25 protein-coding genes are annotated in these 24954 nt (G+C 60.1%); 18 read left to right on the top strand and 7 right to left on the bottom strand.

What is annotated here, in order from left to right:
• Nucleotides 1-73 precede the first annotated feature (73 nt).
• The 3 genes from Q9290_RS05505 to Q9290_RS05515 all read left to right on the top strand — a co-directional run bounded on the left by Q9290_RS05505 (nucleotide 74) and on the right by Q9290_RS05515 (nucleotide 2977).
• Nucleotides 74-1099: an adenosine deaminase gene (locus Q9290_RS05505; RefSeq protein ID WP_306078638.1), complete on the top strand. Its 1026-nt coding sequence runs from the start codon at nucleotides 74-76 to the stop codon at nucleotides 1097-1099.
• Nucleotides 1100-1166: 67 nt separating this feature from the next.
• Nucleotides 1167-2024, top strand: coding sequence for a flagellar protein MotY (locus Q9290_RS05510; RefSeq protein WP_306078639.1), 858 nt, complete (start codon nucleotides 1167-1169; stop codon nucleotides 2022-2024).
• Nucleotides 2025-2185: 161 nt separating this feature from the next.
• Nucleotides 2186-2977 (top strand): sulfite exporter TauE/SafE family protein, encoded by a 792-nt coding sequence (locus tag Q9290_RS05515; protein WP_306078640.1) that lies wholly within the window; start codon nucleotides 2186-2188, stop codon nucleotides 2975-2977.
• Nucleotides 2978-3125: 148 nt separating this feature from the next.
• On the opposite strand, the gene Q9290_RS05520 is transcribed toward Q9290_RS05515, so the two are convergent.
• From Q9290_RS05520 to Q9290_RS05530, 3 genes are read right to left on the bottom strand one after another with little or no spacing between them, the layout of a single operon-like run.
• Nucleotides 3126-3251, bottom strand: coding sequence for a hypothetical protein (locus Q9290_RS05520; RefSeq protein WP_306078641.1), 126 nt, complete (start codon nucleotides 3249-3251; stop codon nucleotides 3126-3128).
• Nucleotides 3251-4219, bottom strand: a complete 969-nt coding sequence (lpxM, locus tag Q9290_RS05525; RefSeq protein ID WP_306078642.1) for a lauroyl-Kdo(2)-lipid IV(A) myristoyltransferase — start codon at nucleotides 4217-4219, stop codon at nucleotides 3251-3253. The genes Q9290_RS05520 and lpxM overlap by 1 nt, the downstream gene beginning before the upstream one ends.
• Nucleotides 4220-4274: 55 nt before the next feature.
• On the bottom strand, nucleotides 4275-5048 hold the full coding sequence (locus Q9290_RS05530) for a DUF3025 domain-containing protein (RefSeq protein WP_306078643.1): 774 nt from the start codon (nucleotides 5046-5048) through the stop codon (nucleotides 4275-4277).
• A 145-nt stretch (nucleotides 5049-5193) separates the two neighbouring features.
• Here Q9290_RS05530 and Q9290_RS05535 point away from each other — a divergent pair, with 145 nt between their 5' ends.
• On the top strand, nucleotides 5194-5706 hold the full coding sequence (locus tag Q9290_RS05535; RefSeq protein ID WP_306078644.1) for an ATP-dependent zinc protease family protein: 513 nt from the start codon (nucleotides 5194-5196) through the stop codon (nucleotides 5704-5706).
• A 104-nt stretch (nucleotides 5707-5810) separates the two neighbouring features.
• Here the strand turns inward: Q9290_RS05535 and Q9290_RS05540 are convergent, their stop codons facing one another.
• Both Q9290_RS05540 and Q9290_RS05545 read right to left on the bottom strand, forming a co-directional pair.
• Entirely contained in the window at nucleotides 5811-5909 is a 99-nt protein-coding gene (locus Q9290_RS05540; RefSeq protein ID WP_306078645.1) for a MetS family NSS transporter small subunit, read from the bottom strand.
• Complete coding sequence (locus Q9290_RS05545; protein ID WP_306078646.1) at nucleotides 5906-7381, bottom strand: sodium-dependent transporter; 1476 nt, start codon at nucleotides 7379-7381, stop codon at nucleotides 5906-5908. Before Q9290_RS05545 ends, Q9290_RS05540 begins: the two co-directional genes overlap by 4 nt.
• A gap of 575 nt (nucleotides 7382-7956) precedes the next feature.
• Between Q9290_RS05545 and Q9290_RS05550 the strand changes: the two genes are divergently transcribed.
• Nucleotides 7957-8166 (top strand): DUF1127 domain-containing protein, encoded by a 210-nt coding sequence (locus Q9290_RS05550; protein WP_306078647.1) that lies wholly within the window; start codon nucleotides 7957-7959, stop codon nucleotides 8164-8166.
• Between the two features lie 71 nt (nucleotides 8167-8237).
• Here Q9290_RS05550 and Q9290_RS05555 read toward each other — a convergent pair whose 3' ends face one another.
• Entirely contained in the window at nucleotides 8238-9602 is a 1365-nt protein-coding gene (locus Q9290_RS05555; RefSeq protein WP_306078648.1) for an SLC13 family permease, read from the bottom strand.
• 81 nt (nucleotides 9603-9683) lie between these two features.
• Here Q9290_RS05555 and Q9290_RS05560 point away from each other — a divergent pair, with 81 nt between their 5' ends.
• A complete protein-coding gene (locus tag Q9290_RS05560) occupies nucleotides 9684-12359 on the top strand; it encodes a hybrid sensor histidine kinase/response regulator (RefSeq protein WP_306078649.1) in 2676 nt (891 codons plus the stop codon).
• A gap of 33 nt (nucleotides 12360-12392) precedes the next feature.
• On the opposite strand, the gene Q9290_RS05565 is transcribed toward Q9290_RS05560, so the two are convergent.
• A complete protein-coding gene (locus tag Q9290_RS05565) occupies nucleotides 12393-12587 on the bottom strand; it encodes a hypothetical protein (RefSeq protein ID WP_306078650.1) in 195 nt (64 codons plus the stop codon).
• A gap of 24 nt (nucleotides 12588-12611) precedes the next feature.
• On the opposite strand from Q9290_RS05565, the gene Q9290_RS05570 reads away from it, so the two are divergent.
• From Q9290_RS05570 to Q9290_RS05625, 12 genes are all read left to right on the top strand, one after another.
• Nucleotides 12612-13865 (top strand): D-amino acid dehydrogenase, encoded by a 1254-nt coding sequence (locus tag Q9290_RS05570; RefSeq protein WP_306078651.1) that lies wholly within the window; start codon nucleotides 12612-12614, stop codon nucleotides 13863-13865.
• A 210-nt stretch (nucleotides 13866-14075) separates the two neighbouring features.
• A complete protein-coding gene (locus tag Q9290_RS05575; RefSeq protein ID WP_306078652.1) occupies nucleotides 14076-14957 on the top strand; it encodes an AEC family transporter in 882 nt (293 codons plus the stop codon).
• A gap of 150 nt (nucleotides 14958-15107) precedes the next feature.
• Nucleotides 15108-15374, top strand: a complete 267-nt coding sequence (locus tag Q9290_RS05580; protein WP_306078653.1) for a DUF4212 domain-containing protein — start codon at nucleotides 15108-15110, stop codon at nucleotides 15372-15374.
• Nucleotides 15375-15386: 12 nt separating this feature from the next.
• On the top strand, nucleotides 15387-17087 hold the full coding sequence (locus Q9290_RS05585) for a sodium:solute symporter family protein (RefSeq protein ID WP_306078654.1): 1701 nt from the start codon (nucleotides 15387-15389) through the stop codon (nucleotides 17085-17087).
• 132 nt (nucleotides 17088-17219) lie between these two features.
• Complete coding sequence (locus tag Q9290_RS05590; protein WP_306078655.1) at nucleotides 17220-18077, top strand: MSHA biogenesis protein MshI; 858 nt, start codon at nucleotides 17220-17222, stop codon at nucleotides 18075-18077.
• A complete protein-coding gene (locus tag Q9290_RS05595) occupies nucleotides 18074-18652 on the top strand; it encodes a fimbrial assembly protein (RefSeq protein WP_306078656.1) in 579 nt (192 codons plus the stop codon). Before Q9290_RS05590 ends, Q9290_RS05595 begins: the two co-directional genes overlap by 4 nt.
• Nucleotides 18649-19293: a type 4a pilus biogenesis protein PilO gene (locus tag Q9290_RS05600; protein WP_306078657.1), complete on the top strand. Its 645-nt coding sequence runs from the start codon at nucleotides 18649-18651 to the stop codon at nucleotides 19291-19293. Before Q9290_RS05595 ends, Q9290_RS05600 begins: the two co-directional genes overlap by 4 nt.
• Nucleotides 19286-19612: a SctD/MshK family protein gene (locus Q9290_RS05605; protein WP_306078658.1), complete on the top strand. Its 327-nt coding sequence runs from the start codon at nucleotides 19286-19288 to the stop codon at nucleotides 19610-19612. The genes Q9290_RS05600 and Q9290_RS05605 overlap by 8 nt, the downstream gene beginning before the upstream one ends.
• The gene (gene mshL / locus Q9290_RS05610) at nucleotides 19609-21201 is read left to right on the top strand and encodes a pilus (MSHA type) biogenesis protein MshL (protein WP_306078659.1); all 1593 of its coding nucleotides are present in this window, start codon (nucleotides 19609-19611) and stop codon (nucleotides 21199-21201) included. The genes Q9290_RS05605 and mshL overlap by 4 nt, the downstream gene beginning before the upstream one ends.
• Nucleotides 21201-21932 (top strand): tetratricopeptide repeat protein, encoded by a 732-nt coding sequence (locus Q9290_RS05615; protein ID WP_306078660.1) that lies wholly within the window; start codon nucleotides 21201-21203, stop codon nucleotides 21930-21932. Before mshL ends, Q9290_RS05615 begins: the two co-directional genes overlap by 1 nt.
• Nucleotides 21910-23607, top strand: coding sequence for a GspE/PulE family protein (locus tag Q9290_RS05620; protein ID WP_306078661.1), 1698 nt, complete (start codon nucleotides 21910-21912; stop codon nucleotides 23605-23607). Before Q9290_RS05615 ends, Q9290_RS05620 begins: the two co-directional genes overlap by 23 nt.
• On the top strand, nucleotides 23607-24830 hold the full coding sequence (locus tag Q9290_RS05625; RefSeq protein ID WP_306078662.1) for a type II secretion system F family protein: 1224 nt from the start codon (nucleotides 23607-23609) through the stop codon (nucleotides 24828-24830). The genes Q9290_RS05620 and Q9290_RS05625 overlap by 1 nt, the downstream gene beginning before the upstream one ends.
• Nucleotides 24831-24954: the final 124 nt, after the last annotated feature.

Below are 24954 nucleotides of genomic sequence, written 5' to 3' on the forward strand. Positions count from 1 at the left end.
AGATGGCACCACGGCCGAAGGGGATTCTTTGTTATCTTTAAGTAACAGGCCGGCAGAATTAAGGAGAGGTGCCATGTCTGCATTTATCGAGCAACTGCCCAAGGTGGAGCTGCATCTCCACATTGAAGGCTCTCTGGAGCCAGAGCTGGTCTTTGCCCTGGCCCGGCGCAATGGTATCACCCTGAATTACGCGGATGAAAGCGCCCTGAGGGCGGCCTACGACTTCGATGATCTTCAGTCGTTCCTGGATATCTATTACGCGGGCATGAGTGTGCTGCAGACCGAGCAGGACTTTTTCGACATGACCCATGCCTACCTGCAACGGGCCCACCGCGAAAATGTGCGTCATACCGAGATATTTTTTGACCCCCAGGCCCATACCGACAGGGGTATTCCCTTTTCGGCGGTGGTTACCGGTATTCACCGGGCGCTGGAGCAGGCCCGCCACGACTGGGGCATGAGCAGCCGGCTGATCTTGTCGTTTCTGCGCCATCTGCCGGAAGAATCGGCCATTGAAACCCTGCGACAGGCCGAGCCGTTTCATGCCTTTCTCACCGGGGTGGGGCTGGACTCCGCCGAGCAGGGCAACCCGCCCGAGAAGTTTCGCCGCGCCTATGCCCTGGCCCGGGAGCAGGGCTACCGGCTGGTGGCTCACGCCGGCGAGGAAGGGCCGCCGCAATACATTCGCGATGCCCTCACGCTGCTGGGCGTGGAGCGCGTTGATCACGGCGTGGCGGCCATTGAGGATACCGCACTGATGGAAGAACTTGCCAAGGCGCGTATTCCGCTGACCGTGTGTCCGCTGTCAAATCTCAAGCTCAGGGTGGTCAATTCGATGGCCGATCATCCCATGCAAAAATTGTTGCAGGCCGGCCTGTGCGTCACCGTGAACTCGGACGATCCGGCCTATTTTGGCGGCTACATGAACGCCAACTATCAGGCGCTGCAACAGGGCCTTGGCATGAGCGACGGTGAACTGCTGAGGCTGGCCATGAACGGGGTGGAGGCCTGCTGGTTGTCGCCGGAAGAGAAAACCCTGCTGTTGCACGAAATCCAGGCGCACGGAGAAAAATTCGGCGTTCGCCCCGATGCCGGCTAAAGCTGTTCGCCCTGGCGCCGATAAGCATATCAGGGTGTAACAAGAGGCGAAGGGTGTGCGCAAACTCATGGCAGTAACGGGACTGGTGCTCAGCACAACGTGCTGGGCCCAGCCGCGTACCTATGTGGCCAGTCTGGATCATTCCCGCTGGCGGCTGGCCGCCGACTCGGCGGTGGAGTGTCGGCTGGAGCACGGTATTCCCGGCTTTGGTACCGGCGCTTTTGTCAGCCGTGCCGGCAAAAACGTGAACCTGGTGTTTGAGCTGAGCCCGCTCAGGGCCATGCCCCGGACCCGGCAGGCGGCACTGAGAAGCGAGTCACCCTACTGGCAGCCCGGCCGCGCGGCCAGGCCCATCAGCCAGGTGACCTTTTATCAGCAGTTCGATGCCATGGTGGAGCAGCAAAACGCCTGGATCATGCTCGACGAGCTCAGCCAGGGACGCTGGCCCACCTTTTATTTTGACGACTGGTATGCCGGTGACAAAACCACCGGCGTGGGGCTGTCGTCGGTGAACTTTCGCGCCCGCTACGCCGCCTTTCTGGACTGCCAGCACAATCTGCTGCCCTACGGCTTTGAAGACATCGCCTTCAGCGTGCTCAACTACGTGAACAACGCCGACGAGCTGACCCCGCACTCACGCCAGCGACTGGCGATGATCGCCGACTATGTGCGTGCCGATCCCAATATCGGTGAAGTGGTGATCAACACCTATACCGACAGCTTTGGTACCGAGTTTCACAACAAGCAGTTATCGCTGTTGCGGGCCAGGGCCATCAAGGATCGCTTTCTCGAGCTGGGCCTGCCGGACACCAGCATCAGCGTGGAAGGTCACGGCGAACGCCGGCCCATTGCCGACAACAGCACCCCGGACGGGCGCAACAGCAACCGCCGGGTGGTGATAAGCCTGGGCCGGGCGCCGATCTGACCTGGTCATTCCAGTCCCCCGAGCCGAAATCCATTCTGCAGGCCACTGTGTCTCGTTCCCGCGCTTGGCGTGGGAATGCACATATAAATCATATTCCCCCTTTTCCTTTGCGTCTCGCTTGGGTAGCTTATTGGGCCTTTTCAAATTTTCAGGGATACAAGATGACCTGGTTGATGTACATGGTGCTGGGAGCCTTTGCCGGCACCCTGGCGGGACTGTTTGGCGTGGGCGGCGGCCTGATTATTGTGCCGGTGCTGATTTTCAGCTTCAATTTGCAGGGCATCGGCGGTGAGCTGGTGGCCCACATGGCGGTGGGCACCTCGCTTGCCACCATCGTGTTTACCTCGCTCAGCGCCATTCATACCCATCACGGTCGTCGCGCCATCGACTGGAAGCTGGCGGCCATGTTGTCGGCGGGCATTGTGGTGGGCGCCTGGCTGGGCGGTTATACCGCCGACAAGATGTCGGGCCTGCAGTTGCAGCGGGTGATCGGTCTGTTTGCCTGGCTGATGTCGGCGCAGATGCTGTTTAACCTGATGCCGAGCGGCAGCGGTAAACTGCCGGGTAAACCGACACAGGTGGCCATGGGGGGCTTTATCGGCTGGGCCTCTGGCATTTTCGGCATTGGTGGCGGCTCGCTCACGGTGCCGTTTTTAAGCTGGTGTTCGGTGCCCATGCAGCGGGCGGTGGCGGTGTCGTCAGCCTGCGGTTTTCCCATCGCCCTGGTGGGGGCGCTGAGCTATGTGGTGCATGGCATGGATCAGACCACCCTGCCTGATGAGGCCTGGGGCTATGTTTATCTGCCGGCGCTGATTGGCATCAGCGTGGCCAGCATGCCCTTTGCCCGTGTGGGCGCCATTCTGGCGCACAAGCTGTCGGCGGTGGTACTGAAGCGCGCCTTTGCGGTGTTCCTGCTGCTGGTGGGCGCCAAATTCCTGTTTTTTCCGGCGTAACAACCAGCCCCTGCTGACAAACCTTCGTTTTATCTGCCGTCACTCCCGCGAAGGCGGGAGTCCAGTGCGATATGTCATGGACCCCCGCCTTCGCGGGGGTGACGTACTTTCCTGGAGCCCCCGGGCTTTTGGGGTTCGCTAATCGCTTTCAGTGCTTCGAAGGAGACTTCTCCCGCGCCGCCAGCCAGTCATCCAGCCGGGCCACGGCCCAGAGAATCAGCAGGCCAAGGGCCACCAGGCCGGCATAATTGAAGACATGGTTCAGCCAGTTCATCAGCGCCCCCGAATCTTGCGAATACCCGCCTCGTAACGGCCTTCCCGGCTGTCTACCTGAGTCTGAAAATACTTCAGAAACCACATGTACTGTTCGGGCCAGTCGCCCAGCAGGGCCTCGATTTCGGCGTTCATGGCGCGGGTGTCGGCGGTGAGATCGCGGGTGGGATAGGGCTCCATGGGCGGGCGGACGACCAGCTCATAGCGGTGCGCGTCCGTGTTATACACACTCAGCACCGGTATCACGCGGGCGCCGGTCAGTTTCACCAGCTTGGGCAGGGCGGGCAGGGTAGCCTTCATCTCGGCAAAAAAGGGCACGAAGATACTGGCATCCCGGCCGTGATCCTGATCCGGCAGGTAAAAGAAGTGCTTGCCGTCGCGAATGGTCTTGATCACCGCCTTGATGCCGGCATCGCGCTCGTAAACAATGCCGTTAAAGCGAGCCCGCTGGCGGTTGATAAACCAGTCAAACACTTCGTTCTTGGCGCTGTGCATCATGGTGCACATGGGCATGCCCAATGAGGTCAGGTACAGGCCGCCGGCGTCGATGGCCCAGGTGTGGGGGATCATAAAGATGATCTGCTTGTTCTCGGCCAGGCAGGCGTCGATATGCTCCTGGCCATGCACTTTAAAGCGCCCCTGCAGATAGTCCGGGCTGCGGGCGGTCCATTCGCCGTAGGCAAAAAAGGTCATCAGGCCGGCGCGTATGGACTGCAGTAACATGGCTTCCACTTTGTCGTCGGACAGGTCGGGAAAGCACAGACGAATGTTGGTACGGGCGATATAGCATTGTTTTTTGGCCAGTTTTACCAGCAGGGGAGCAAACGCGCCAGCAAAGGCATCCCGGGCGCGGACCGGCAGCCAGGCCAGCAGCCACAGCAGGGCAATGGACAGCCAGGTTGGCCAGTAGCGCGGGTGCAGATAGCGGGATTTGAACTGTGCATCGTAAACGGGATCCTGCCCGGACATAACATCTACCTCGAAACCAGAAGATCGCCAAGTGTATGAAAAAACCGGCGGCAAATCACCCTTGCCGGCGGGGCCGGAAATAGTCGGTGTTGTCGTAAAAGCTCGAAGCCTCGTTGGCGGGCCACCAGCCGGGAATGCCCAGCAGCGGCAATGGCCGCAGGGGACGTGGCCTGTCGAACAGCTGCCGGGTCTGTAATGCGTCACTCAGGTGCCGGTCCAGCACTCCGTATTGTTCGTTGCGTGGCAACGCAAAAAAGGCATCGGGCATGGGCAGTATCACCGCCTTGGCCGTCAGACCAATAAAGGGACTGAGTGCCAGCTCGTACAGGGCGTGGCCAAAGATAAAGGGTTGCCAGTCGTTGCCCCAGCGGCTGCGCTGTTCGAGAAACAGTTTTTGCCAGTCGTGGGCCAGCAGCAGCGCCTCAACATCGTCACCCTCGGGCACCGCCAGCACCAGGCCGCATTCATCGAAATGGGTGATGCGATCCCGGCGTGGCGTCCGTTGGCGTGCCCCATGGGCATGAATGTCGTCCATGTGCAGCCGGTTCAGCAGTGCCTTGGTGCGGGGAAACAGATGCCAGATCATGGCACCGAAGAAGTCATGCCAGTTGGCGCTGCGGGTGGGCACTTGTCCTCGCGCCACGGCTTCTTCGTAGTAGCAGCCGAGCGCGGCAAAGGCCTCGTCATCCACAAAGCGCACCGGCAGCCCGGCGGCCAGTTCCCGGTTCAGGCTGGCGTTGGTCGGCCAGTCGGACTCATTAAATGCCACCAGACCAGCCAGCTGGCCAAGAATGGCGTTACGCGTGGTAAAATCGGGATCCCAGTTCATCGGCCGTCCCTTCAGCATAAAAGCCGCCAAGGATACTCCCGGCGAAGGGCAATGTTCAGCATAATTTTGCTGTTTTTCCTATTTTCGAGGCCGAGTGTGCTTGAGTAAACTAATGGCGACAATGGCTGACGCACGAGGAGTGCCGATGAAACGGGTCATGGGAGTAATCTGGTTGATGGTTCTGTTGTTCCCTGGCGTGATGGCGCAGGCGGCAAATGGAGAAAACGTGAAAATAGAGAATAAATGGTTGCTGGGCCGGGTGGAGTGGCTGTGGCTGCCGACGCTGGAAGACAGCGTCAAGGCGCGCATTGATTCGGGGGCCAAGACCTCGTCGATGTCGGCCACCGATATTGAAGAGTTCGAGCGGGACGGCAAGGCATGGATCCGCTTTCATTTTCGCCACGACAATCATCTGGCTCAGCTGGAAGCGCCGCTCAGCCGGTATGTGAGAATTCGCCAGGCCAACAGCAAAAAGACAGATCGCCGGCCGGTGATCATGCTGCCGGTGCGGGTCGGTGATCTGGACAAGGAGGTGGAATTTACCCTCAAGGATCGTACCCGCATGCTTTACCCGGTGCTGCTGGGCCGTGAGTTCATGAACGATGATGTGCTGATTGATCCGTCACGGTTGTTTGTGCAACCCAAGCACAAACCGTAAGGAGAGCATAGTGACATGCCGGCATGGGGAACCGGTAGCATGGCAGCATACGACATCCACAAAAAAGGCAGCCAACCGGCTGCCTTTTGCGTTACTGCTTGTGCTTATTGCTTGGCCTTCATGGCCCGGCGAATGCACAGGGCGGCACCGCCCCAGGTGATGCCCAGACCAATCAGCATCATGATAATGGCTCCGGTACTCATGCTTTCACCTCCTGCTTGCTGCTGGCGTTGATGATCACGGCCAGAACCAGCATCACCGCAATCATGCCCCAGCCGATAAACAGAATTTCGTTATCGCTGTAACCGCCGTAGTTTTCCTTGAAGGCACCCACTATGTTGTTGAACAGGATCACCACCAGCATGGCGATGGACACAAACTTGATGCACAGCTGCCACCAGATGCCGATGGTAAACTCCGACAGCTGGTTGGCCCGCTGCTGATAATCGGACAGCTTGCACAGCCAGCCCACCAGGAACAGCTCAAGCAGACAGGAGCCCAGCAGCGCCATGTTGTTGATAAAGTGGTCCACCAGATCTAGCAGCAGCAAACCGCCTTCGGTGATGAACAGCAGGCTGACCACAAAACCGGTACCACAGAACACCACGGAGGTTTTCTGCCGGCTCCATCCGGTTTTGTCCATCAGGCCGGTGGTCACCGCCTGGGCAATGGAAATGTGCGAGCTGATACCGGCAAACACCAGTGCCAGGAAGAACAGCGGGCCCATCACGCCGGGGGCGGGCAGCAGGTTAATGGCTGTCGGCAGGGTCACAAAGGCCAGACCCACGCCCGAGCTCACTACGTCGGTCAGCGCCTTGTCCTGTGCCTGGGCCATGTAGCCCAGCGCACCAAAGATCATGATGCCGGCCAGCATGGAGAAGCCGCAGTTCATCAGCACCGTCATAAAGGCGTTGTTGTTGATGTCGGACTTTTCCGGCAAAAAGCTGGCATAAGACAGCATGATGGCAAAGCCCACACTCAGGGTGAAGAAGATCTGGCCATAGGCGGCAGACCATACCTTGAGATCCCAGATCTTGCTGAAATCGGGCTCCAGCAGCCAGTTAATGCCGTTCAGGGCACCCGGCAGAAACGCGATACGGCCAATCAGCACCAGCACCAGCAGGAACAACAGCGGCATCAGCACCTTGTTGATTTTCTCGATACCGCCCTGCACACCCCGGTAGGTGGCAATAAAGCTGGCGGCCCAGGCCAGTACCAGCGGCAGCAGCAGGTGGCTCTGAATGCCGCCCAGACTGGACGGCGAGTTGTCACCCAGCCCCAGGAACTCGCCAAAGAAGAAAGCGTTGCTGTCGTCACCCCAGCTCTGATCAACAGCAAACCAGGCATAGGAAATGGCCCAAGCGATGACCACCACGTAATAAAAGGCGATCACGGCGCAGATCATCACCTGAAACCAGCCCAGCCATTCAAAGCGGGAGTTCAGCCGGCGCAGAACACCGGGCGCGCCGGCGCGGTATTTCTGACCCAGGGTAAACTCCAGGATCATAAAGGGAATGCCGGCGGTCAGCATGGCAAACAGATAGGGAATAAAGAAGGCGCCACCGCCGTTCTCATAAGCCATATAGGGGAAGCGCCAGATGTTACCCAGGCCGACGGCAGAGCCGACCGCGGCCAGGATAAAACCGGTGCGGGAACCCCATTGTTCTCGTTTCATAACGATTCCTCGGGAATTTAAAAAGAATAACTACAGGATAGTTTTACCGGGCGCAGGGTAGGGGCTGCTGACCACAAAATCAACGCGCCGATCTGCTGTGATGCAGGATTAATGCCTTATATTTAAGGGCTTGATTGAGTATGACTGGAATTATCCATGATTTTTTATTGTTGAGTTGGTGTTATCGTCTTTGGTTTTACCATTCCGCCAGCGTATTCGTGTTTTTTGCATTTTGATAAAAATCGTCGAGCGGCGCTCAGCGTGGCAGGACTCAAGGCTGATTGCAGAATATGCAGCAGGTCCCGCTGTAACCGGCCTTTATCAAAGCATATTGCCATGTTTTGTGCATAAAAATTCATCGGTGAGGGGGGGGCGGCTTGAAGGTATTTTTTCTCATGTTACCGTCAGTGACCGCTGTGTTTGTGAAATGTAATGCACTGGTTTTATCGCTGTTTTCTTCCTGTTTGTCAGTGATCTGCCATTAGTTTTTTTTATTTTACCGGACAGAAAAACTCGGTTGAGCCGGCCATGCCGACATCACTAAGCTGTGCGCGCATTCACTCAGGAGGCGCGTTATGAACACCACTCAAACTTCAGTCCGCACTGCCCGCACTCAAAGCACCACACGTCGTTCGACCGGTCTGCTGGCCACCCTTGGTCTCTGGCTGGGTCGCAGCCGCTCCCGTCGTGAGCTGGCCGAACTGCCCCCTTATTTGCTGAAGGACATTGGCCTGAACGAAGCCGACCGCCATCAGGAAGTCAGCAAGCCGTTCTGGCAACAATAATCGCAAGGAATGCGCCTCAACCAAAAAAGCCGCTGCCAGTCAGCGGCTTTTTTGATCCTTCGGCCCGGTGCTCAGCCGGTCAGGCCGAACCAGGCGGTCAGCAGGCTAATACAGCTCAGGTTGATGGCAAAGCCCGCCTTCATCATTTGCCGCTGAGGCACCAGCCCCGAGCCAAACACGATGGCATTGGGGGGCGTGGCCACCGGCAGCATAAAGGCGCAGGACGCCGATACCGCGATCAGGGCCGCCACCATGACCGGCGACAGCCCCAGCCCCTCGGCCACCGCCGCAAACACCGGGATCAACAGGGCGGCGCTGGCGGTATTGGACGCCAGCTCGGTAAGAAACACCACAAAGGCGGTAATGGTCAGCAAAATCAGCCAGGGACCGGCGCTGGCCAGCCAGCCGGCCAGATGAGTGGCGAGAAACAGGCTGGTGCCGGTTTCCTTGAGAATATGGCTCAGGGTGAGGCCGCCGCCAAATAGCAGCAGCACGCCCCAGTCGGCCTGGTGTTCAATGTCTTTCCAGCCGGCTACCCGGGTCATGCCAATCAGTATGATGGCCAGCACGGCCACCAGGGTATCAAAGGCGGGCAGGGTGCCCAGCGCCTTAGATACCGGCGCCGAGAAGATCCACAGGCTCACGGTGAGCAGAAAAATGCCCAGGGTCACCCGGCGGCTGCGGTTCCAGCTCAGGCTGTCTTCGGTGATCTCCACCCGCTCGTTCAGCTGGGGGCGAAACAGCAGCCACAGCATGCCCACGGCCACCGGCAGCAGTAACAGGGTAATGGGCAGGCCAATGGCCATCCAGTCGGTAAAATCCAGGCCGGTTTCGGCGGCGGCAATGGCGTTGGGTGGGCTACCCACCAGGGTGGCGATGCCGCCGATATTGGCGCTGTAGGCCACGCCCAGCAGCACAAACACATAAGTGGCGGCGTGGCGCTCGGCGTCCAGACAGCGCAGCAGGCCCAGGGCAAGGGGCAGCATCATGGCGGCGGTGGCGGTATTGCTTATCCACATGGACAGAAAGGCCGAGGTGGCAAACAACAGCAATACGGCGGCCAGCAGCCGGCCTTGAGCCAGCTGCAGTATGCGCCCGGCCACCAGCCGGTCCAGGCCCTGGCAGCGCATGGCGGCGGCCAGGGCAAAGCCGCCCAGAAACAAAAAGATAATGGGGTTGGCAAAGTTGCCGAGGGCGGTACCGGTGTCGAGTATCCCCAGCAGCACCGCCAGCAGGGGCACCAGCAGGGCGGTAATGGTAATATGCACCGCTTCGGTCAGCCACAGGGTGGCGATCACCAGCAGCAGCGCCAGCCCCTTGTTGATGGCCGGCTCAAACGGCAGGGCGAAAATCAGCACCGGCAGGGCCAGCAGGCCAAGCACTAAAATGCCCGTGCGGCCCGAGGGCGAGGCCGGCGGCGAAACATGGTTGGACATGATGTTCCTGTTATGTTGTTGTTTTGGTTTTGAATTGTCGGGATCCCGGCAAACTATATCACCACGAGGTAGACACAAGAGATGATGGCGGCCGCAAAACCCGACGCCCGTGTTCAAAAACGCCGCTGGCTGTTGCTGCCGCTCGCGGTGGCCTTGTTGCTGTTGTTCGGCCACGCTCACGGCCTGTATCGTCAGTATGAGGACGGCCGCCAGTTGCTGCGCTATGCCGAGCCCATTGTCGACGAGCTCTACCACATTCACCACCAGGTAATGATGCCCGACGCTGAGGGCGCCGTGCTGCTGGACGACAAGGTGCGCCGGCTCAGCCTGCTGCTGTCGCAATTTCAGCAGCACATCAGTCAGTCGGGCATGGCTCAGCTGGCCACCCTGGCCGGGGATCAGCACCCCGACGACTACCTCGAGACCCTGCAGCAGTTACAGGAGGCGGAGCTGCATGCGCGCCACAGCCTGGGGGTGTTTGCCGATGCCGTGGGCCGGGTGCCGGCGGGTGAAGCCGGACCGGGCCTGCAGCAGCTTTTGCAGCACAGCCGGCTCTATCTCTACACCACCAATCCGCTGTTTGTCAGGGGACTGGAGCGTGAAGCGGGCGCCCTGCGCCAGCGGACCCCGTCCACGCCACGGCTGGATGAGGCGCTTTATGCGCAGGGCATCTACTCGGTCAACCTGCGCCGGTTGATCCGGTTGCGCCACCGTTTTGCCGATACCAATATCGCCGAGTTCTACGACTGGATCGCCGGCTGGCGGCAGCGTACCGAGCACAGCCGGGACCAGCTGCTGGGGCTGGCGCTGATGCTGGTGCTGGGGTTGCTGTGCGCCGGCGGCGGCCTGCTCTATCTCAATAACCGCAAGTGGCGCCAGGCCAGCCGCAGCGCCGGGGCCCTGGCCCAGGCCAAGACCGATTTTCTGGCCAACATGAGTCACGAAATCCGCACCCCGATGAACGCCATCATCGGGTTTGTGTCGTTGCTGCAGCAAACCGCCCTCGACGCCCGCCAGAGCGATTACCTGTCCAAGATCCAGCTGTCTTCCGACAACCTGCTGTTGCTGATCAACGACATTCTCGATCTCACCAAGGTGGAAGCCGGCAAGCTCGAGCTGGAAGACATCGCCTTTGATCTGAACGAACAGCTGGAGCGGCTGGCGGGGCTGTTTGCCGACATGTCGGAGCAAAAACAGCTGGAAGTGATCATCAACAAGGCGCCCAACGTACCTGACCGGCTGCAGGGCGATCCCCTGCGTCTGGGCCAGGTGCTCACCAACCTGGTCAGCAATGCCCTCAAGTTCACCGAGCGGGGGGAGGTGGTGCTGAGCCTGTCGGTCATCGACGAGGCCGAGCCCCGGCTGCGGTTTGACGTGCGCGACACCGGCATCGGCATTGTGCCCGAGTTGCAGGAGCAGCTGTTTCAGTCCTTTACCCAGGTGGATGCCAGCACCACCCGCAAATACGGTGGCAGCGGGCTGGGGCTCAGCATTTGCCGGCACCTGGTGGAGCTGATGGGCGGGAGTATCAGTGTGCACAGTGTGCCGGGGCGGGGCTCTACCTTCAGCGTGACCCTGCCGTTGCGTCCGGCCCGTGACGACAAGCCCGACTTTACCCCGGTGTTTGAGCCGGGCCAGAAGGTACTGGTGGTGGACGACAATCCCCAGGCGCTGGAGGTGATGAGCGACATGCTCAGACGGGCCGGTTTTGTGGTGTATACCGCCATGAACATCGACGCCGCCAGGGCCCTGCTGCAACACCGGGGCGGAGAGCTGGCACTGGCGCTGATCGACTGCTGCCTGGGGCGGGAAAACGGGCTTGACCTGGCCCGCAGCATTCGTCAGCAAGCTCACCTTGAAGCGCTGCCCATTCTGGTGGTCAGTGCCTTTGGCCGGGATCGTCCGGCGACCCAAATGCGGGCGCTGGGCATTGAGCATTATGTCTCCAAACCCGTCACCTGGAGCCGGCTGTCGGCCTGTCTGGCGCGGGTGCTGAATCCCGCGCCGGCGGCACAGGCCCCGGTTATGACCGATACCGACGCCGATCATTACCGCCGCCGGCTGTCCGGCTGTCATGTGCTGCTGGCGGAAGACAATCGTCTTAACCAGCAGCTGGTGATCGAATACCTCGCCCGGGTGGGCGTGACCGTGAGTCTGGCCGATAACGGCCGTCAGGCGGTGGAGCTGGTGTCCCGGCAGGCCTTTGATGCCATTCTGATGGACTTGCAGATGCCCATTCTCGATGGTCTGGAAGCCACCCGTCAGATCCGCCGGCTGCAGCGCCATCATGACGTGCCCATTATTGCCCTGACCGCCAGTGCCATGCGCAGCGATCGGGAAAGCAGCTACGGCTCGGGCATGAATGCCTATGTGTCCAAGCCGGTCAATCGCAACGACTTGTATCAGGCGCTGGTGGAGCAGTGCGGCCGCCCCGGTACCGAACGGCCTGCATCCGTACCGGCCGGCGGCGAGCCGGTGCCGCCGGTGAAGCCCGACAGCAAATCCGCCGAGTTGCCGGCGTGCCGGGACGAGCTGTGGTTGCTGCAGGCGGCTCAGGCAGAAGGCGACTGGGCCGAAGTGGCGCATTTGCTGAGTGGACTGGCCCGTTGTGCCCGTGCCGATGGTGAAACCGCCCTGGCCGAACTGGCCGAGGGAGCACGGCAATGGCCCGAGCAACAGCAACCCCTGCCATACGCGCAACTGGCGCTACTGCAAAAAGGACTCGAAGAGGCCATTTCCCGCCTGGAAAGCGACTGATTCTTCACGTTTTGTGAAGTGGATCACAGGTATTTAATGTTTGGTTTTAAGTTCTGTATTTTTGTTTTTTATTGGAATTTTATTCTTAGGTAAAAACCCGCCGCAGACTAACCTGTAATGCTTGCCCGTCATCGCCTCGCGTCCGCCTTTCCCCCAGATAAACGCGAGGTTTTTTTGTGATGTATCACTCTGGATATTTCCATTTTTTTGGATGATATTCTCGCTCAACAGGCATCTTGATAGGGAAGTGTTATGAAAGTTTTGGTTCTGGGTAGTGGTGTTGTCGGCGTAACCAGCGCCTGGTATCTGGCGCAACAGGGCCACGAAGTGGTGGTGCTGGATCGTCAGCCCGATGCGGCGGAAGAAACCAGCTTTGCCAACGCCGGCCAGCTGTCGTTCGGCATGTCTTCTCCCTGGGCGGCCCCCGGCATTCCGGTGAAGGCAATGAAGTGGATGTTCCAGTCCCACGCCCCGCTCAAGGTCCGCCCCGGCACCAATCCGGCGCAGTGGAAGTTTATGCTGTCCATGCTGGCCAATTGCAACGAAAAGTCCTACAGCATCAATAAGTCACGCATGGTGCGGGTATCCGAGTACAGCCGCCAGTGCATCAACGCCCTGCAGAACGAGCTGAACCTGCCCTTTGAAGGCCGCAAGAAAGGCCTGCTGCAGGTGTTCCGCACCGAGAAGCAGGTGGCCGATGCCGCCAAGGACATCAAGGTGCTGCAGGAGTTCGGCGTGAATCACGCCATGCTTAACGTGGAAGACTGTATTGCCCGCGAGCCGGCCCTGGCCCGGGTAAAGGACAAGCTGGTGGGTGGCCTGCATTTTCCCGATGATCAGACCGGTGACTGCAACCTGTTCACCAAGGCATTGGTGAAGAAGTGTCAGGAAAAGGGCGTGGTGTTCAAGTTCAACTCCGAGATCAAGGCATTGGTGCGCGACGGCGACGAAATTCGCGGCGTGCAGACCGATCATGGCCTGGAAACCGCCGATCAGGTGCTGGTGTGCATGGGCAGCTACTCGCCCTTCCTGCTCACCCCGCTCGGCATCAGCCTGCCCATCTATCCGGTGAAGGGCTACTCCCTGACCATTGAGGTCAACAAGGACGAAGACGCGCCTCAGTCCACCGTGATGGACGAGACCTTCAAGGTGGCCATTACCCGCTTTGAAAACCGTATTCGTGCCGCCGGCACCGCAGAGCTGGCCGACTTCAACAAGGATCTGCCCGCCGCCCGCCGGGAGACCATCGCCCACTCGGTCAGCAGCCTGTTCCCCAAAGGCGGCAAAATTGATGAAGCCGAGTTCTGGACCGGTTTCCGTCCCATGACCCCGGACGGTACCCCCATCATCGGCGGCACCCGCTACAAGAACCTGTGGCTGAACACCGGCCACGGCACGCTTGGGTGGACCATGGGCGCCGGCTCGGCGGCACTGGTGGCCGATCTGATCTCCGGCAAGCAGCCGGACATCGACAGCGACGGCCTGGCCTACAGCCGTTACGGCTGAGGCTGGAGCGCGGGGCGCCTTCGCCCCCAAAGGTCGTCACTCCGGGCCTGACCCGGAGTCCGGGGCGGGATGCACTTGTTCAAGAGCACAGCTGTAGAAAGATACCGGCTCAAAGGCCGGTATGACAGGCTCGGGTGCTGACGAGCCTCACATCTGGACACCGAAAGCCAAAAGACGCACTATTGCCGTTTTTTGGCTTTCCTTTCTTTTATGCTGCTTACTCTGCTTAACATCGTACTGCCGGTGTTCGCCGTGGTGGCGGTCGGCTATGTGTTTGGCCGGCGTCAGCGCAACCCGGACATGGGCTTTGTCAATCTGGCCAACGTGGCGGTGTTCTGCCCGGCACTGGTGTTTTCCGCCCTTATTCACAACCCCGTTTCCCTTGCCGACAGCTGGCCGCTGATCCTGGCCGGTGCCTTGTGCATTACCCTGCCGGGGCTGCTGCTCAGCCTGTTCCGTTTTCAGGGCCTGGAGCGACGCACCCTGGTGCTGGCAGGCATGTTCCGCAATACCGGCAATATCGGCATTCCGCTGATGATGCTGGCCTATGGCGAAGATCAGCTCGGCGCCATCATCATTTTGTTTGTCTTGTCCAACCTGCTGCACTTTTCGCTGGGGCTGTTTATTCTTTCCCGCGAGGCGGGTCGCTGGCAGTGGCTGAAAAACCCCATTGTGTGGGCGGCGGTGGCCGGTGTGCTGCTGGCGGATCATAAAGCGCTGCTGCCCGACTTTGTTTACACCAGCGCCGATCTGCTGGGGCAGATGGCGGTGCCGCTGATGCTGTTTGCGCTGGGTGTGCGGCTGTCGGTGGGGGAGGTCGGCAACCTGGGGCTGGCGTTTCGGGTGAACCTGGCCTACCTGCTGGCGGGGGCGGTGGCCTTTGCGCTGGTAACGTGGTGGCTGCCGCTCAGGTCCGAGTGGTTGCAGTTGTTGGCACTGTCGGTGATGTTGCCGCCGGCGGTCCTCAATTACCTGCTGTGTGAGCAATATCGCTGCCAGCCCGACAAAATGGCCAGCATAGTGCTGCTGGGCAATGTGATGGCAGTGGCCATTATTCCCGTGGTGGTTTATCTTACCTTAAGCTTCTTCTGAATCCCTTCCTCGCCGGGGCGCTCTGCCGCTCCGGCTTTGCTTGTTTCATTTTTGTTAACGCCTTGTTAATACCAAAGTCTAAGTTTCAAATTCCTTTCTTCGCGTTAATGTTATTTTCGAACCGTATTCGGTGATTCAAGGAGAGAAAGAATGGCGTTCGAAAGTCAGGAAAAACAAAAGGCGTACTGGAAGGAAAACCTGCGGCTGATGGGCATATTGCTGGCCATCTGGTTCACGGTTTCCTATTTGTGCGGCATCGTGCTGGTGGATGTGCTCAATGCCTTCACCATTGGCGGTGCCAAACTCGGATTCTGGTTCTCCCAGCAGGGAGCCATTTATGTATTTGTGGTGCTCATCTTCGTTTATGTATGGCGAATGAATGTGCTCGACAAGAAATACAACGTAGACGAAGCGTAAAAGGGGCAGGAAATGGATATTCAAACCTGGACATTTATTCTGGTGGGGCTCAGCTTCGCTCTTTATATCGGTATTGCCATCTGGGCTCGGGCCGGCACCACCGGTGAATTTTACGTGGCCGGCGGTGGCGTGCACCCGGTGGCCAACGGCATGGCCACGGCGGCCGACTGGATGTCGGCGGCGTCCTTTATTTCCATGGCGGGCATCATTTCCTTTGCCGGCTACGACGGCAGTGTGTATCTGATGGGCTGGACCGGTGGCTATGTGCTGCTGGCGCTGTGCCTGGCGCCTTACCTGCGCAAGTTTGGCAAGTTTACCGTGCCGGACTTTATCGGTGATCGTTACTACTCCCAGACTGCGCGCATGGTAGCGGTATTCTGTGCCATCTTTGTGTCCTTCACCTATGTGGCGGGCCAGATGCGTGGTACCGGCGTGGTGTTTTCCCGCTTCCTGGAAGTGGACATCGACGTGGGTGTGATCATCGGCATGGCCATCGTGTTCTTCTACGCGGTGCTCGGCGGAATGAAGGGCATCACCTACACCCAGGTGGCCCAGTACTGCGTGCTGATCTTCGCTTTCCTGGTACCGGCCATTTTTGTGTCTATTCTGGTGACCGGCAATGCCATTCCGCAGCTGGGCTTTATTGGCCAGACCACGGACGGCATGGAGCTGCTCGACAAGCTTGACGGCCTGTCTGAAGAGCTGGGCTTTACCGAATATACCTCGGGCAGCAAGTCGGGCATTGATGTGTTCTTCATCACCGCCGCGCTCATGGTGGGTACCGCCGGTCTGCCTCACGTGATCATTCGTTTCTTCACCGTGCCCAAGGTGCGTGATGCCCGTATCTCTGCCGGCTGGGCGCTGCTGTTCATCTCCTTCCTGTATACCACAGCCCCCGCCGTGGCCGCCTTTGCTCGGGTCAACATGATTGACGGCCTCAACGGTGCCGACGGCAAGGGTGTGGTCGCCGAACAGGCCCCCGGTTGGGTCGCCAACTGGGAGAAAACCGGCCTGGTTACCTGGGAAGACAAGAACAACGACGGTCGCCTCTTCTATTCCGGTGACGAGCGCAACGAAATGACCATCAGCCCCGACATCATCGTGCTGGCCAGCCCCGAAATTGGCAAGCTGCCCAACTGGGTCGTGGCCCTGCTGGCGGCCGGCGGCATGGCGGCGGCGCTGTCGACTGCGGCGGGTCTGCTGCTGGTGATCTCCACCTCCATTGCGCACGATCTGCTGAAGAAAGGCTTGAAGCCCGACATGACCGACAAGCAGGAGCTGCTGGCCGCGCGCATTGCCGCCGCCGTGGCGGTGATTGGGGCTGGTTACCTGGGGATTAACCCGCCCGGCTTTGTGGCGCAGGTGGTGGCCTTTGCCTTTGGTCTGGCAGCGGCGTCCTTCTTCCCGGCCATTGTTCTTGGTATTTTCTACAAGAAGATGAACAAGGAAGGCGCCATTGCCGGTATGGTGAGCGGTATTGCCTTTACCGCCAGCTACATCATTTACTTCAAGTTCATCAATCCGGCGGCCAGCACCCCTGAAAACTGGCTGTTCGGTATTTCTCCCGAAGGGATTGGTACCCTGGGTATGCTGGTGAACCTGGCGGTCTCGCTGATTGTGGCCAAAGTCACTACCGAAACTCCGCAGGAAGTACAGGACCTGGTGGAAAGCATTCGTTTTCCCAAGGGAGCCGGTGCCGCGCACAGCCATTGATCCACATCAATGAAAATAACAGGGACGCGAAAGCGTCCCTTTTTTATTTCTGCTTTGTTCAAGCCCATGTTCATTAACCGCTTTTAACTGTTTATACTGCCTTTTCTTTATTTCACCGAAGAAAGGGCCTGAATGTTCAAATGGTTCAAATCTGCCCAGAGCAGCACGGCAGTGGGCATTTACCTCACTTCAAGTGCGCTCTATGCGGTGGAAGAGCAATATCCGCAGCAGGTGGTGGAGTACCCTCTGGCCAGTGGCGAGCAACCGGCCGAAGCTCTGACCGCCCTGATTGAAGCGCAACACTGGCAGGGCCGGCGGTTGCGGCTGGCGCTGGGACGGCAATATTACCGTCAGGCGCAGCTCGACAAACCCGCCATGCCCGATGACGAGCTGGCCCAGGCCCTGCCCTGGTGCATGCGCGAGCTGGTGGACGAGCCGGTGGAGCAATTGCTGTTTGACTATATTGACCTGCCCGCGGGCCCCCAGGGCACCGAGCGCATTGCCGTTTATTACAGCCGGCGGGCTCAACTGGCGGCCTTGGTCAAGGCGGTGTCGCCCCTGTGCGACATTGAGACCATGGGCGTGGATGAACTGGCCATGACCAACCTGCTGGCCCCGGACCAGCGCGGCCTGGTGCTGCACAAGGTGCCCGGCCAGGAGCTGACCATGACCTTTGTGCATCAGCGCCAGTGGCATTTTTCCCGAACCATTCGCGGCTTTCAGGCCCTGGACGACGACACCATGGCGGTGGATCAGTTCGTGTTTGACAACCTGCTGCTGGAGCTGCAGCGCAGCATCGACTACGCCACTGGTCAGCTCAGGCTCAATGCCCCCAACAAGTGGTTTCTGGCCCTGCCGGCCCGGGTGACAACGGCGGTGCAGACCGCCATTGGCCAGGTGTTTGATATTCAGCCCGAATCCCTCAGCAACGAACACCTGTCACCGGTCAGCCTGCCGGCCCTGGGCATGTTGCAGGAGGAAAGCCGGTGAAAACACGCATCGAGTTTTATCAGGCCGCCCTCAAGCCGGTGCGGGATCTGCCCACCCTGCGCCAGTGTGGACTAGGGCTGGTGGCACTGGTGTTGCTGTGGGGCAGTGTGTTTGCCTGGCAACACCTGACCAACTATCAATTGCACGCCGCCAACCGCGGCCTGGAGCAGCAGCTTGCCGCTGCCCGGAACAATGTGGCGCAACTGCAACAAGGCCTGGCCCTGCTTAATCAGCGCCAGGACGATGGCGAGCGTCTGCGCCTGGAGCGGGACATTCGCACCCGCCGCCAGTTGCTGGGTCTGCTGAGTCAGGACGAGCTGGTGTCTTACGCCGACACCCTGGAAGATCTGGCCCGGGTGCCCTGGAGCAGAGTGTCGCTGACCGGCGTGCAGTTGCAGGGCCGCGCCATGACCCTGACCGGCGAAGCCAGCGATGCCGCCGCCGTGCCGGCCTGGATCCTGGGTTTTGACGGCCGCGAGAGCCTGGCCCGGCGGGAATTTGGCAAGCTGAACATACATCGCCGCGAGCCCGGCGGACTGTCGTTCAGCCTGCACAGTGAAGGAGTCACCCAATGAAACAGCGGCTGATCCTGCTCAACGACCATTTTATGGCCCGGCCCAAACGCGAGCGCTGGCTGCTGGCGGTCGCCGGCTGGGCGCTGGCGGCCTGGCTGGGGCTGACCCTGTTTGAACAAACGCTGCAGGCCACCGGTGAACGTCTGAAGGCCGAGCAACAGCGCCTGGAACGGGAGCTGGCCGAGCAGCGCGGGCTGGCGGATGAGTTTAACCGGCGTATTGGCGAGCTCAAGGCCAGTGATCAAAGTCAGCGCATTCAGCGGCTCAACCGCCAGCTGGACCGGCTTAACCAGAATGTGGATCAGCGCATGCGCACCCTGGTGGGAGCGGAGCAGATGGCCGGACTGCTGCTGTCGGTGCTGGATCAGGGCAGTGGCCTGACCCTGCTGGGGCTTACCAACCTGCCGGCCGAGCCCATGGCGCAGAACCAGGAAGGCGGCCAGCGCCTGTATCGCCATGCCCTGGCGCTGGAGCTGTCCGGCAGCTACCTGCAGTTGCTGGACTACGCCAAAGGGCTGGAGCGGCTGAACGGGCGGATTTTCTGGCAAAGCCTGAGCTTTGAGCTGGACCAATATCCCACCGGCCATATTCGGCTGGAATTCTTTACCATCAGTCAACACAAGGAGCTGATCCGTGGTTAATGCCAGTGCCCTGGTTTTTACCCTGCTGAGTGCCACCAGCAGCTTGCAGGATCCCACCCGGCCCCTTGCGGGCCTGACCCCGCCGGCGGCCGGCTCAACCGAGCTGCATGCCCAGACGCCGGCTGAGCCCCGCCTGCAGGCCATTTTCGGCGGTGGCCAGCCCAGCGCCATTCTCGACGGCCATCGCTATGTGCAGGGCGACACCATTGGTGGCTACCGGCTGTTGCGCATCACCAGCGAGCGGGTGGTGCTTGAAGGCCAGGGCAAGCGCCTGGTGCTGAGCCTGTTTCCCACTTTTGATAACGCGGATACTCAATGAAACGGATGATACGACCTCTTACCCTGGCCCTCTTGTGTGCCGGCCTTGGCGCCTGTGTACATGCGCCCGATGGCACCCTGCCCAAGGACGCCCTCGACGAGGCCTTGCGGGCCACGCCCGATGCGGTGCCGGCAGCGGTAGAGCAGGAGCTGTTGAGTACGCGCCGCCCGGTAAGCGGCAGTCAGACTGCGCCGCTGCGCCGTTTCGATATTTCGGCCCGGGATGTGGATGCGCGGGAGTTTTTTGCCGCCCTTGGCAGCCAGCACAAGGTCAGCATTGCGGTGCACCCGCAAGTGGCGGGCACCATTACCCTTAACCTGCGCCGGGTCACCTTGCCGGAGATCCTTGAGGCCATTTCCGGCCTTTACGGCTACGGCATTGAGCGCCGGGGCGGCGTGTATCAGGTGTTTCCCAACGGCGTGCGTACCCGCACCTTTAACGTCAACTACCTGATGCTCAGCCGCAACGGCCAGTCGCAAACCGCCATCAGCGGCAGCAGTCTGGCCACCGGCGAGGACGGCAACGGCGAGGGCAGCGCCACCCGCATCAATACCGAGTCGAGCAACGATTTCTGGTCCGATCTGGAAAGCGCCCTCGGCCGGCTGATTGGCGATGACGAAGGCAGGGTAGTGGTCACCAATCCTCAGGCCGGCCTGGTAACCGTGCGGGCTGCCCCCGACGAGCTGGCCCTGGTGGATGACTTTCTCACCCGCGCCGAGCGCCAGCTCAAGCGTCAGGTGATCCTCGAAGCCCGCATTGTGGAAGTGGAGCTGAATGACGGTTATGAGCAGGGCATTGAGTGGAATAACCTGTCGGCCGACAGCCGAAAGGGTCAGATAGCCACAGGGGGTACCAGCCAGCCCTATCCGGGATTTTTAAGCCCCTTGGCTAATTTGCTGGGTGGCGGGGCCGTGTTTAATTATACCGACGGTAACTTTGAAGCCGTGGTTAACCTGTTACAGACACAAGGCGAGGTAAATACCCTGTCCAATCCGCGGGTGACCACCAGCAATAACCAGAAAGCCGTGATCAAGGTGGGCACCGATGAATACTTTGTGACCGACTTTTCACTGACCACCACCAATACCAGCGGTGTATCGGAAACGTCTCCCGACATTGAACTGAGTCCGTTTTTCTCGGGTATTTCGCTGGATGTGACTCCTCAGATCGCCGATGACAACCGCGTGTTGCTGCATATTCACCCGGCGGTGAGTGAGGTGGAAGATGCCAATAAAACCATTAATTTCGGCCAGGGTGAACTTCAGCTCCCTCTTGCCAGAAGTACGGTGCGGGAGTCGGATACAGTGGTGGAAGCCGCGTCCGGCGAGGTGATTATTATCGGCGGTCTGATGCAGGAAAAACAAATCCAGCAGGAAACCGCCGTGCCTCTGATAAGCCAGATCCCGGTGCTGGGCAACCTGTTCAAGAACCGCAACCTGGCCACTCAGAAGAGCGAGCTGGTGATCATGCTGCGCCCCGTGGTGGTGGCGGCCAATACCTGGGAAACCGAGCTGCAACGCTCCCGGGATTTGTTGGAAAAATGGTATCCGCCGTCCGCTCTTGATGCCTTGCACAGTGGCATTCGCTGATGAGAGTCGTTAGTGGGGTAATTTTGCTGGCGCTGTCTGGTACACCCGCGCTGGCCCAGAACGACAAACCCGACTGGCAGGATCCGGTGTGGGCCGAGGTAATGAGCACTCCGCCGGCGGCCAGCGAGCTGGCGATTAGCGAGGTGGCCTACAGTCGGAGCGAACGTCTGGCAGAAAGCCAAAAGGCTGCCGATCTGGCTCTTGCTGCCGGCGACTGGGCCGGAGCCGAAGGCGCCCTGGCCGGGGTGCTGGCAGAATTTCCTGACGCTCATGACCTTCGCTTAAAGCTGGCATCACTCCAATATGGCCGGGGCGCGCTTAATGAGGCCAAACATCTGCTGCAGCAGGGCATTGAACTGGCCCTGCAACAACCGGAGTTGCGCCTGACCCTGGCGCGCATTCTGGCCAGTGAAAACCGCCACGCCGCCACCTGGAAGGTACTGGACGGCGCCGAGCCGGCACTGGCTGAACACCTCGACTACTACGGTCTCAAGGCCGAGGCCGGCCGGCGTAGCGGCCGGTGTGATGCCGCCGTTTCTCTTTATCATCGCCTGCTGGCACAACAGGACAGCGGCCCCTGGTGGCTGGGCCTGGGCCTGTGTCAGCGGACCCTGGGGCGCGACTTTACCGCCGCCTTTGAGCAGGCCCGCGCCAGTGTGGATCTGGGCGTGGCCTCCTTGCAATTTGTGAACCAGCAACTGGAGCAACATGGCACAACGCAAACTCACTAAACGTCTGGGCGAGCTGCTGATTGACCATGGCGTGATCAGCGAAGCCCAGCTGGAGACAGTACTGCAACGCCAGCGCCAGGAAGGTGGCCGCCTCGGGGCGGTGATGGTGCAGATGGGCATACTCACCGAGCTGCAACTGCTGGGCTTTGTGGCCGAGCAGCTGGTGATCCCGCTGCTGGATCTCAATAAAATCGAGATAAAGCCCCAGGCGGTTAAACTGCTGTCGGAAGTGTACGCCCGGCGCTACCGGGCCCTGGTGATCGACGCCGACGATAACCAGGCCACGGTGGTGCTGGCCGACCCTGCCGATCTCGATACTCAGGACGCCATCAGCAATCTGCTGGCCCCCCGCGAGGTACACCTGGCGGTGGCGCCTCACAGCCAGATGCTGGCGCTGTACGATCAGCTCTACCGGCGTACCGACGATATCGCCAACCTGGCCGGTCAGCTGTCGGAAGAGCACGCCCCCAGCCGCAGCGTAATTGACACCGCCGGGCTGGAAGATAACGACGCCACGGTGGCGCGACTGCTCAACTCGCTGTTTGAAGATGCCCTGCAGGTGGGCGCCTCCGACATTCACATTGAGCCCGATAACAAGGTTATTCGCCTGCGCATGCGGGTAGACGGCCTGCTGCAGGAAACCGAGCTGAAGGAAGTGGCCATTGCGCCGGCGCTGGTGTCGCGGCTCAAGCTGATGGCCGGGCTGGATATTTCCGAGCGGCGCCTGCCTCAGGATGGCCGCTTTGAGCTGAGTATCAAAAATAATCCGGTAGATGTGCGCATGGCCACCATGCCGGTGCAATATGGCGAGGCGGTGGTACTGCGACTGCTGGATCAGTCCGGCGGCACCCGCACCCTGGAGCAGGCCGGCATGGCACCGGCGCTGATGGCGTCGTTCCGGCGCAAGCTGGCCAGCCCCAATGGCATTATTCTGGTAACCGGCCCCACCGGCAGCGGCAAAACCACCACCCTGTATGGTGCGCTGTCCGAGCTCAATACCCCGGATCGCAAAATCATTACCGCCGAGGACCCGGTGGAATACCGGCTACCCCGGGTGAACCAGGTGCAGGTGAACAGCAAGGTGGGGCTCACCTTTGCCCGCATTCTGCGCACCAGCCTGCGGCAGGACCCGGACGTGCTGCTGATCGGCGAAATGCGCGATCAGGAAACCGCCGAAATCGCCATGCGCGGCGCACTCACCGGCCACCTGGTGCTGTCTACCCTGCACACCAACGACGCCCCCAGCTCCGCGGTTCGGCTGATGGACATGGGTGTGCCCGGTTACCTGGTGGCCAGCACCCTGAAAGCCGTGCTGGCCCAGCGCCTGGTCCGTAAAATCTGTGACTACTGCAAGGTGCCGCACCAGCCCGACGAGGGCGAGCGCCAGTTTTTGATGCACCTGAACCCTCAGGCCGAGCACGGTCAGTTTTATCGGGGCGAGGGCTGTGCCAGCTGCAACCACACCGGCTACAAGGGACGCATTGGCGTGTTTGAATGGCTGGAAGTCAACCAGGCCATGGCCGACGCCCTGCGCAAACAGCATATCGAGGCCTTTGAGGCGGAAGTGGCCAGCCAGCCCGGGTTTGTGACTCTGGCCCAGGCGGCACTGGAGCAGGCCCTGCAGGGCAATATTGCGGTGTCGGAAGTGCTGCGCCTGTCCGAGTGGGTGGACTGATGGCCTTTTACCAGTACAAGGCCCGGGATCGTCAGGGCCAGCTCAGCGAGGGCCGCATGGAGGCCAGCTCGCCCGAAAGCGCCGCCGCCAGCCTGGCCCAGGCGGGGTTGATACCGGTGGAAATGAAGGAAGCCCGCTCTGGCACCAAAACCTGGCTGCAACTGCGTCAGTTCCTCAAGGGTGGCATCAAGCCCGAGGCACTGCTGATTTTAAGCCGCCAGTTTGCCTCACTCACCCGGGCCGGCATTCCCATTTTGCGCATTGTGGAAGGGCTGCGCGATACCACGGACGTGCGGGTACTGAAAGAAGCCCTCGATGAGGTTGCCCAGTCTCTCAATCAGGGCCAGACCCTGGCCAACGCCCTGGCGGCCCACCCGCATCTGTTCAACAGTTTGTTTGTGTCGCTGGTGGAAGTGGGGGAGAGCACCGGCCAGCTGGAGCAGGCGTTTTTGCAGCTGGCTCATTATTACCAGCTGGAGCTGGACACCCGCCGGCGCATCAAGGCCGCCATTCGTTACCCCATGTTCGTGACCATTGCCATGGTGGCGGCCATGACCATCATCAACCTTTATGTGATCCCGGCTTTCAGTGGCATTTTTGCCCGCCTGGGGGCGGAATTGCCCCCGACTACCCGATTTCTGATTGGCAGCTCTTACTTTTTTACTCATTACTTTGGTCTGGTGGTGGCCGGCGGCCTGGCCCTCGCCGGCGGGTTCGCCTGGTATGTGCGCACGCCAACGGGCCGGCTGCGCTGGCACCATACCCTGCTGCGCATTCCCATTGTGGGGCCGCTGATCAAGCGCATTTTGTTGGCGCGCTTTTGTCGCAGTTTTGCCATGATGCTCTCCGCCGGTGTGCCCATTACCCGGGTGCTGCGCCTGGCGGGCAGTGCCACCGACAATGCCTTTCTGACCCAGGCCATTCACCGCATGGGCGAGGGGCTGACCTCCGGCGACAGCCTGTCGGCGGTGGCCGATAACAGCGGCGTGTTTACCCCCCTGATTTTGCAGATGTTCCGGGTAGGGGAAGAAACCGGCCGGGTGGATGAAATGGTGATGGAAGCGGGGCGTTTCTACGAAGAAGAGGTGGATTATGACATTGCCAACCTGTCGTCGCGCATTGAACCCATTTTGATCACCGCCATTGCCGGCATGGTACTGGTGCTGGCGCTCGGCATATTCACCCCCATGTGGGACATGGTCAACATTGTAAAAGGCGGGTGAGCCGGTTTTTTGCATGCATGAACGGTTTTTACACAAAAAAGGCTGGATTGAAACCGGCTCTATCAGTACCATTTATTACGATAATTAATTGAATTAGTTGAGTAAATTTCTCAACCTTTCATAA

Source organism: Oceanimonas aquatica, from assembly GCF_030732065.1.
Classification (GTDB): Bacteria; Pseudomonadota; Gammaproteobacteria; order Enterobacterales; family Aeromonadaceae; genus Oceanimonas.

Bases quoted from the DNA above. Each gene is read 5' to 3' on its own strand.
- Q9290_RS05505 (WP_306078638.1), top strand. From the start codon at position 74: ATGTCTGCATTTATCGAGCAACTGCCCAAGGTGGAGCTGCATCTCCAC.
- Q9290_RS05510 (WP_306078639.1), top strand. From the start codon at position 1,167: ATGGCAGTAACGGGACTGGTGCTCAGCACAACGTGCTGGGCCCAGCCG.
- Q9290_RS05515 (WP_306078640.1), top strand. From the start codon at position 2,186: ATGACCTGGTTGATGTACATGGTGCTGGGAGCCTTTGCCGGCACCCTG.
- Q9290_RS05520 (WP_306078641.1), bottom strand. From the start codon at position 3,251: ATGAACTGGCTGAACCATGTCTTCAATTATGCCGGCCTGGTGGCCCTT.
- lpxM (WP_306078642.1), bottom strand. From the start codon at position 4,219: ATGTCCGGGCAGGATCCCGTTTACGATGCACAGTTCAAATCCCGCTAT.
- Q9290_RS05530 (WP_306078643.1), bottom strand. From the start codon at position 5,048: ATGAACTGGGATCCCGATTTTACCACGCGTAACGCCATTCTTGGCCAG.
- Q9290_RS05535 (WP_306078644.1), top strand. From the start codon at position 5,194: ATGAAACGGGTCATGGGAGTAATCTGGTTGATGGTTCTGTTGTTCCCT.
- Q9290_RS05540 (WP_306078645.1), bottom strand. From the start codon at position 5,909: ATGAGTACCGGAGCCATTATCATGATGCTGATTGGTCTGGGCATCACC.
- Q9290_RS05545 (WP_306078646.1), bottom strand. From the start codon at position 7,381: ATGAAACGAGAACAATGGGGTTCCCGCACCGGTTTTATCCTGGCCGCG.
- Q9290_RS05550 (WP_306078647.1), top strand. From the start codon at position 7,957: ATGAACACCACTCAAACTTCAGTCCGCACTGCCCGCACTCAAAGCACC.
- Q9290_RS05555 (WP_306078648.1), bottom strand. From the start codon at position 9,602: ATGTCCAACCATGTTTCGCCGCCGGCCTCGCCCTCGGGCCGCACGGGC.
- Q9290_RS05560 (WP_306078649.1), top strand. From the start codon at position 9,684: ATGATGGCGGCCGCAAAACCCGACGCCCGTGTTCAAAAACGCCGCTGG.
- Q9290_RS05570 (WP_306078651.1), top strand. From the start codon at position 12,612: ATGAAAGTTTTGGTTCTGGGTAGTGGTGTTGTCGGCGTAACCAGCGCC.
- Q9290_RS05575 (WP_306078652.1), top strand. From the start codon at position 14,076: ATGCTGCTTACTCTGCTTAACATCGTACTGCCGGTGTTCGCCGTGGTG.
- Q9290_RS05580 (WP_306078653.1), top strand. From the start codon at position 15,108: ATGGCGTTCGAAAGTCAGGAAAAACAAAAGGCGTACTGGAAGGAAAAC.
- Q9290_RS05585 (WP_306078654.1), top strand. From the start codon at position 15,387: ATGGATATTCAAACCTGGACATTTATTCTGGTGGGGCTCAGCTTCGCT.
- Q9290_RS05590 (WP_306078655.1), top strand. From the start codon at position 17,220: ATGTTCAAATGGTTCAAATCTGCCCAGAGCAGCACGGCAGTGGGCATT.
- Q9290_RS05600 (WP_306078657.1), top strand. From the start codon at position 18,649: ATGAAACAGCGGCTGATCCTGCTCAACGACCATTTTATGGCCCGGCCC.
- mshL (WP_306078659.1), top strand. From the start codon at position 19,609: ATGAAACGGATGATACGACCTCTTACCCTGGCCCTCTTGTGTGCCGGC.
- Q9290_RS05615 (WP_306078660.1), top strand. From the start codon at position 21,201: ATGAGAGTCGTTAGTGGGGTAATTTTGCTGGCGCTGTCTGGTACACCC.
- Q9290_RS05620 (WP_306078661.1), top strand. From the start codon at position 21,910: ATGGCACAACGCAAACTCACTAAACGTCTGGGCGAGCTGCTGATTGAC.
- Q9290_RS05625 (WP_306078662.1), top strand. From the start codon at position 23,607: ATGGCCTTTTACCAGTACAAGGCCCGGGATCGTCAGGGCCAGCTCAGC.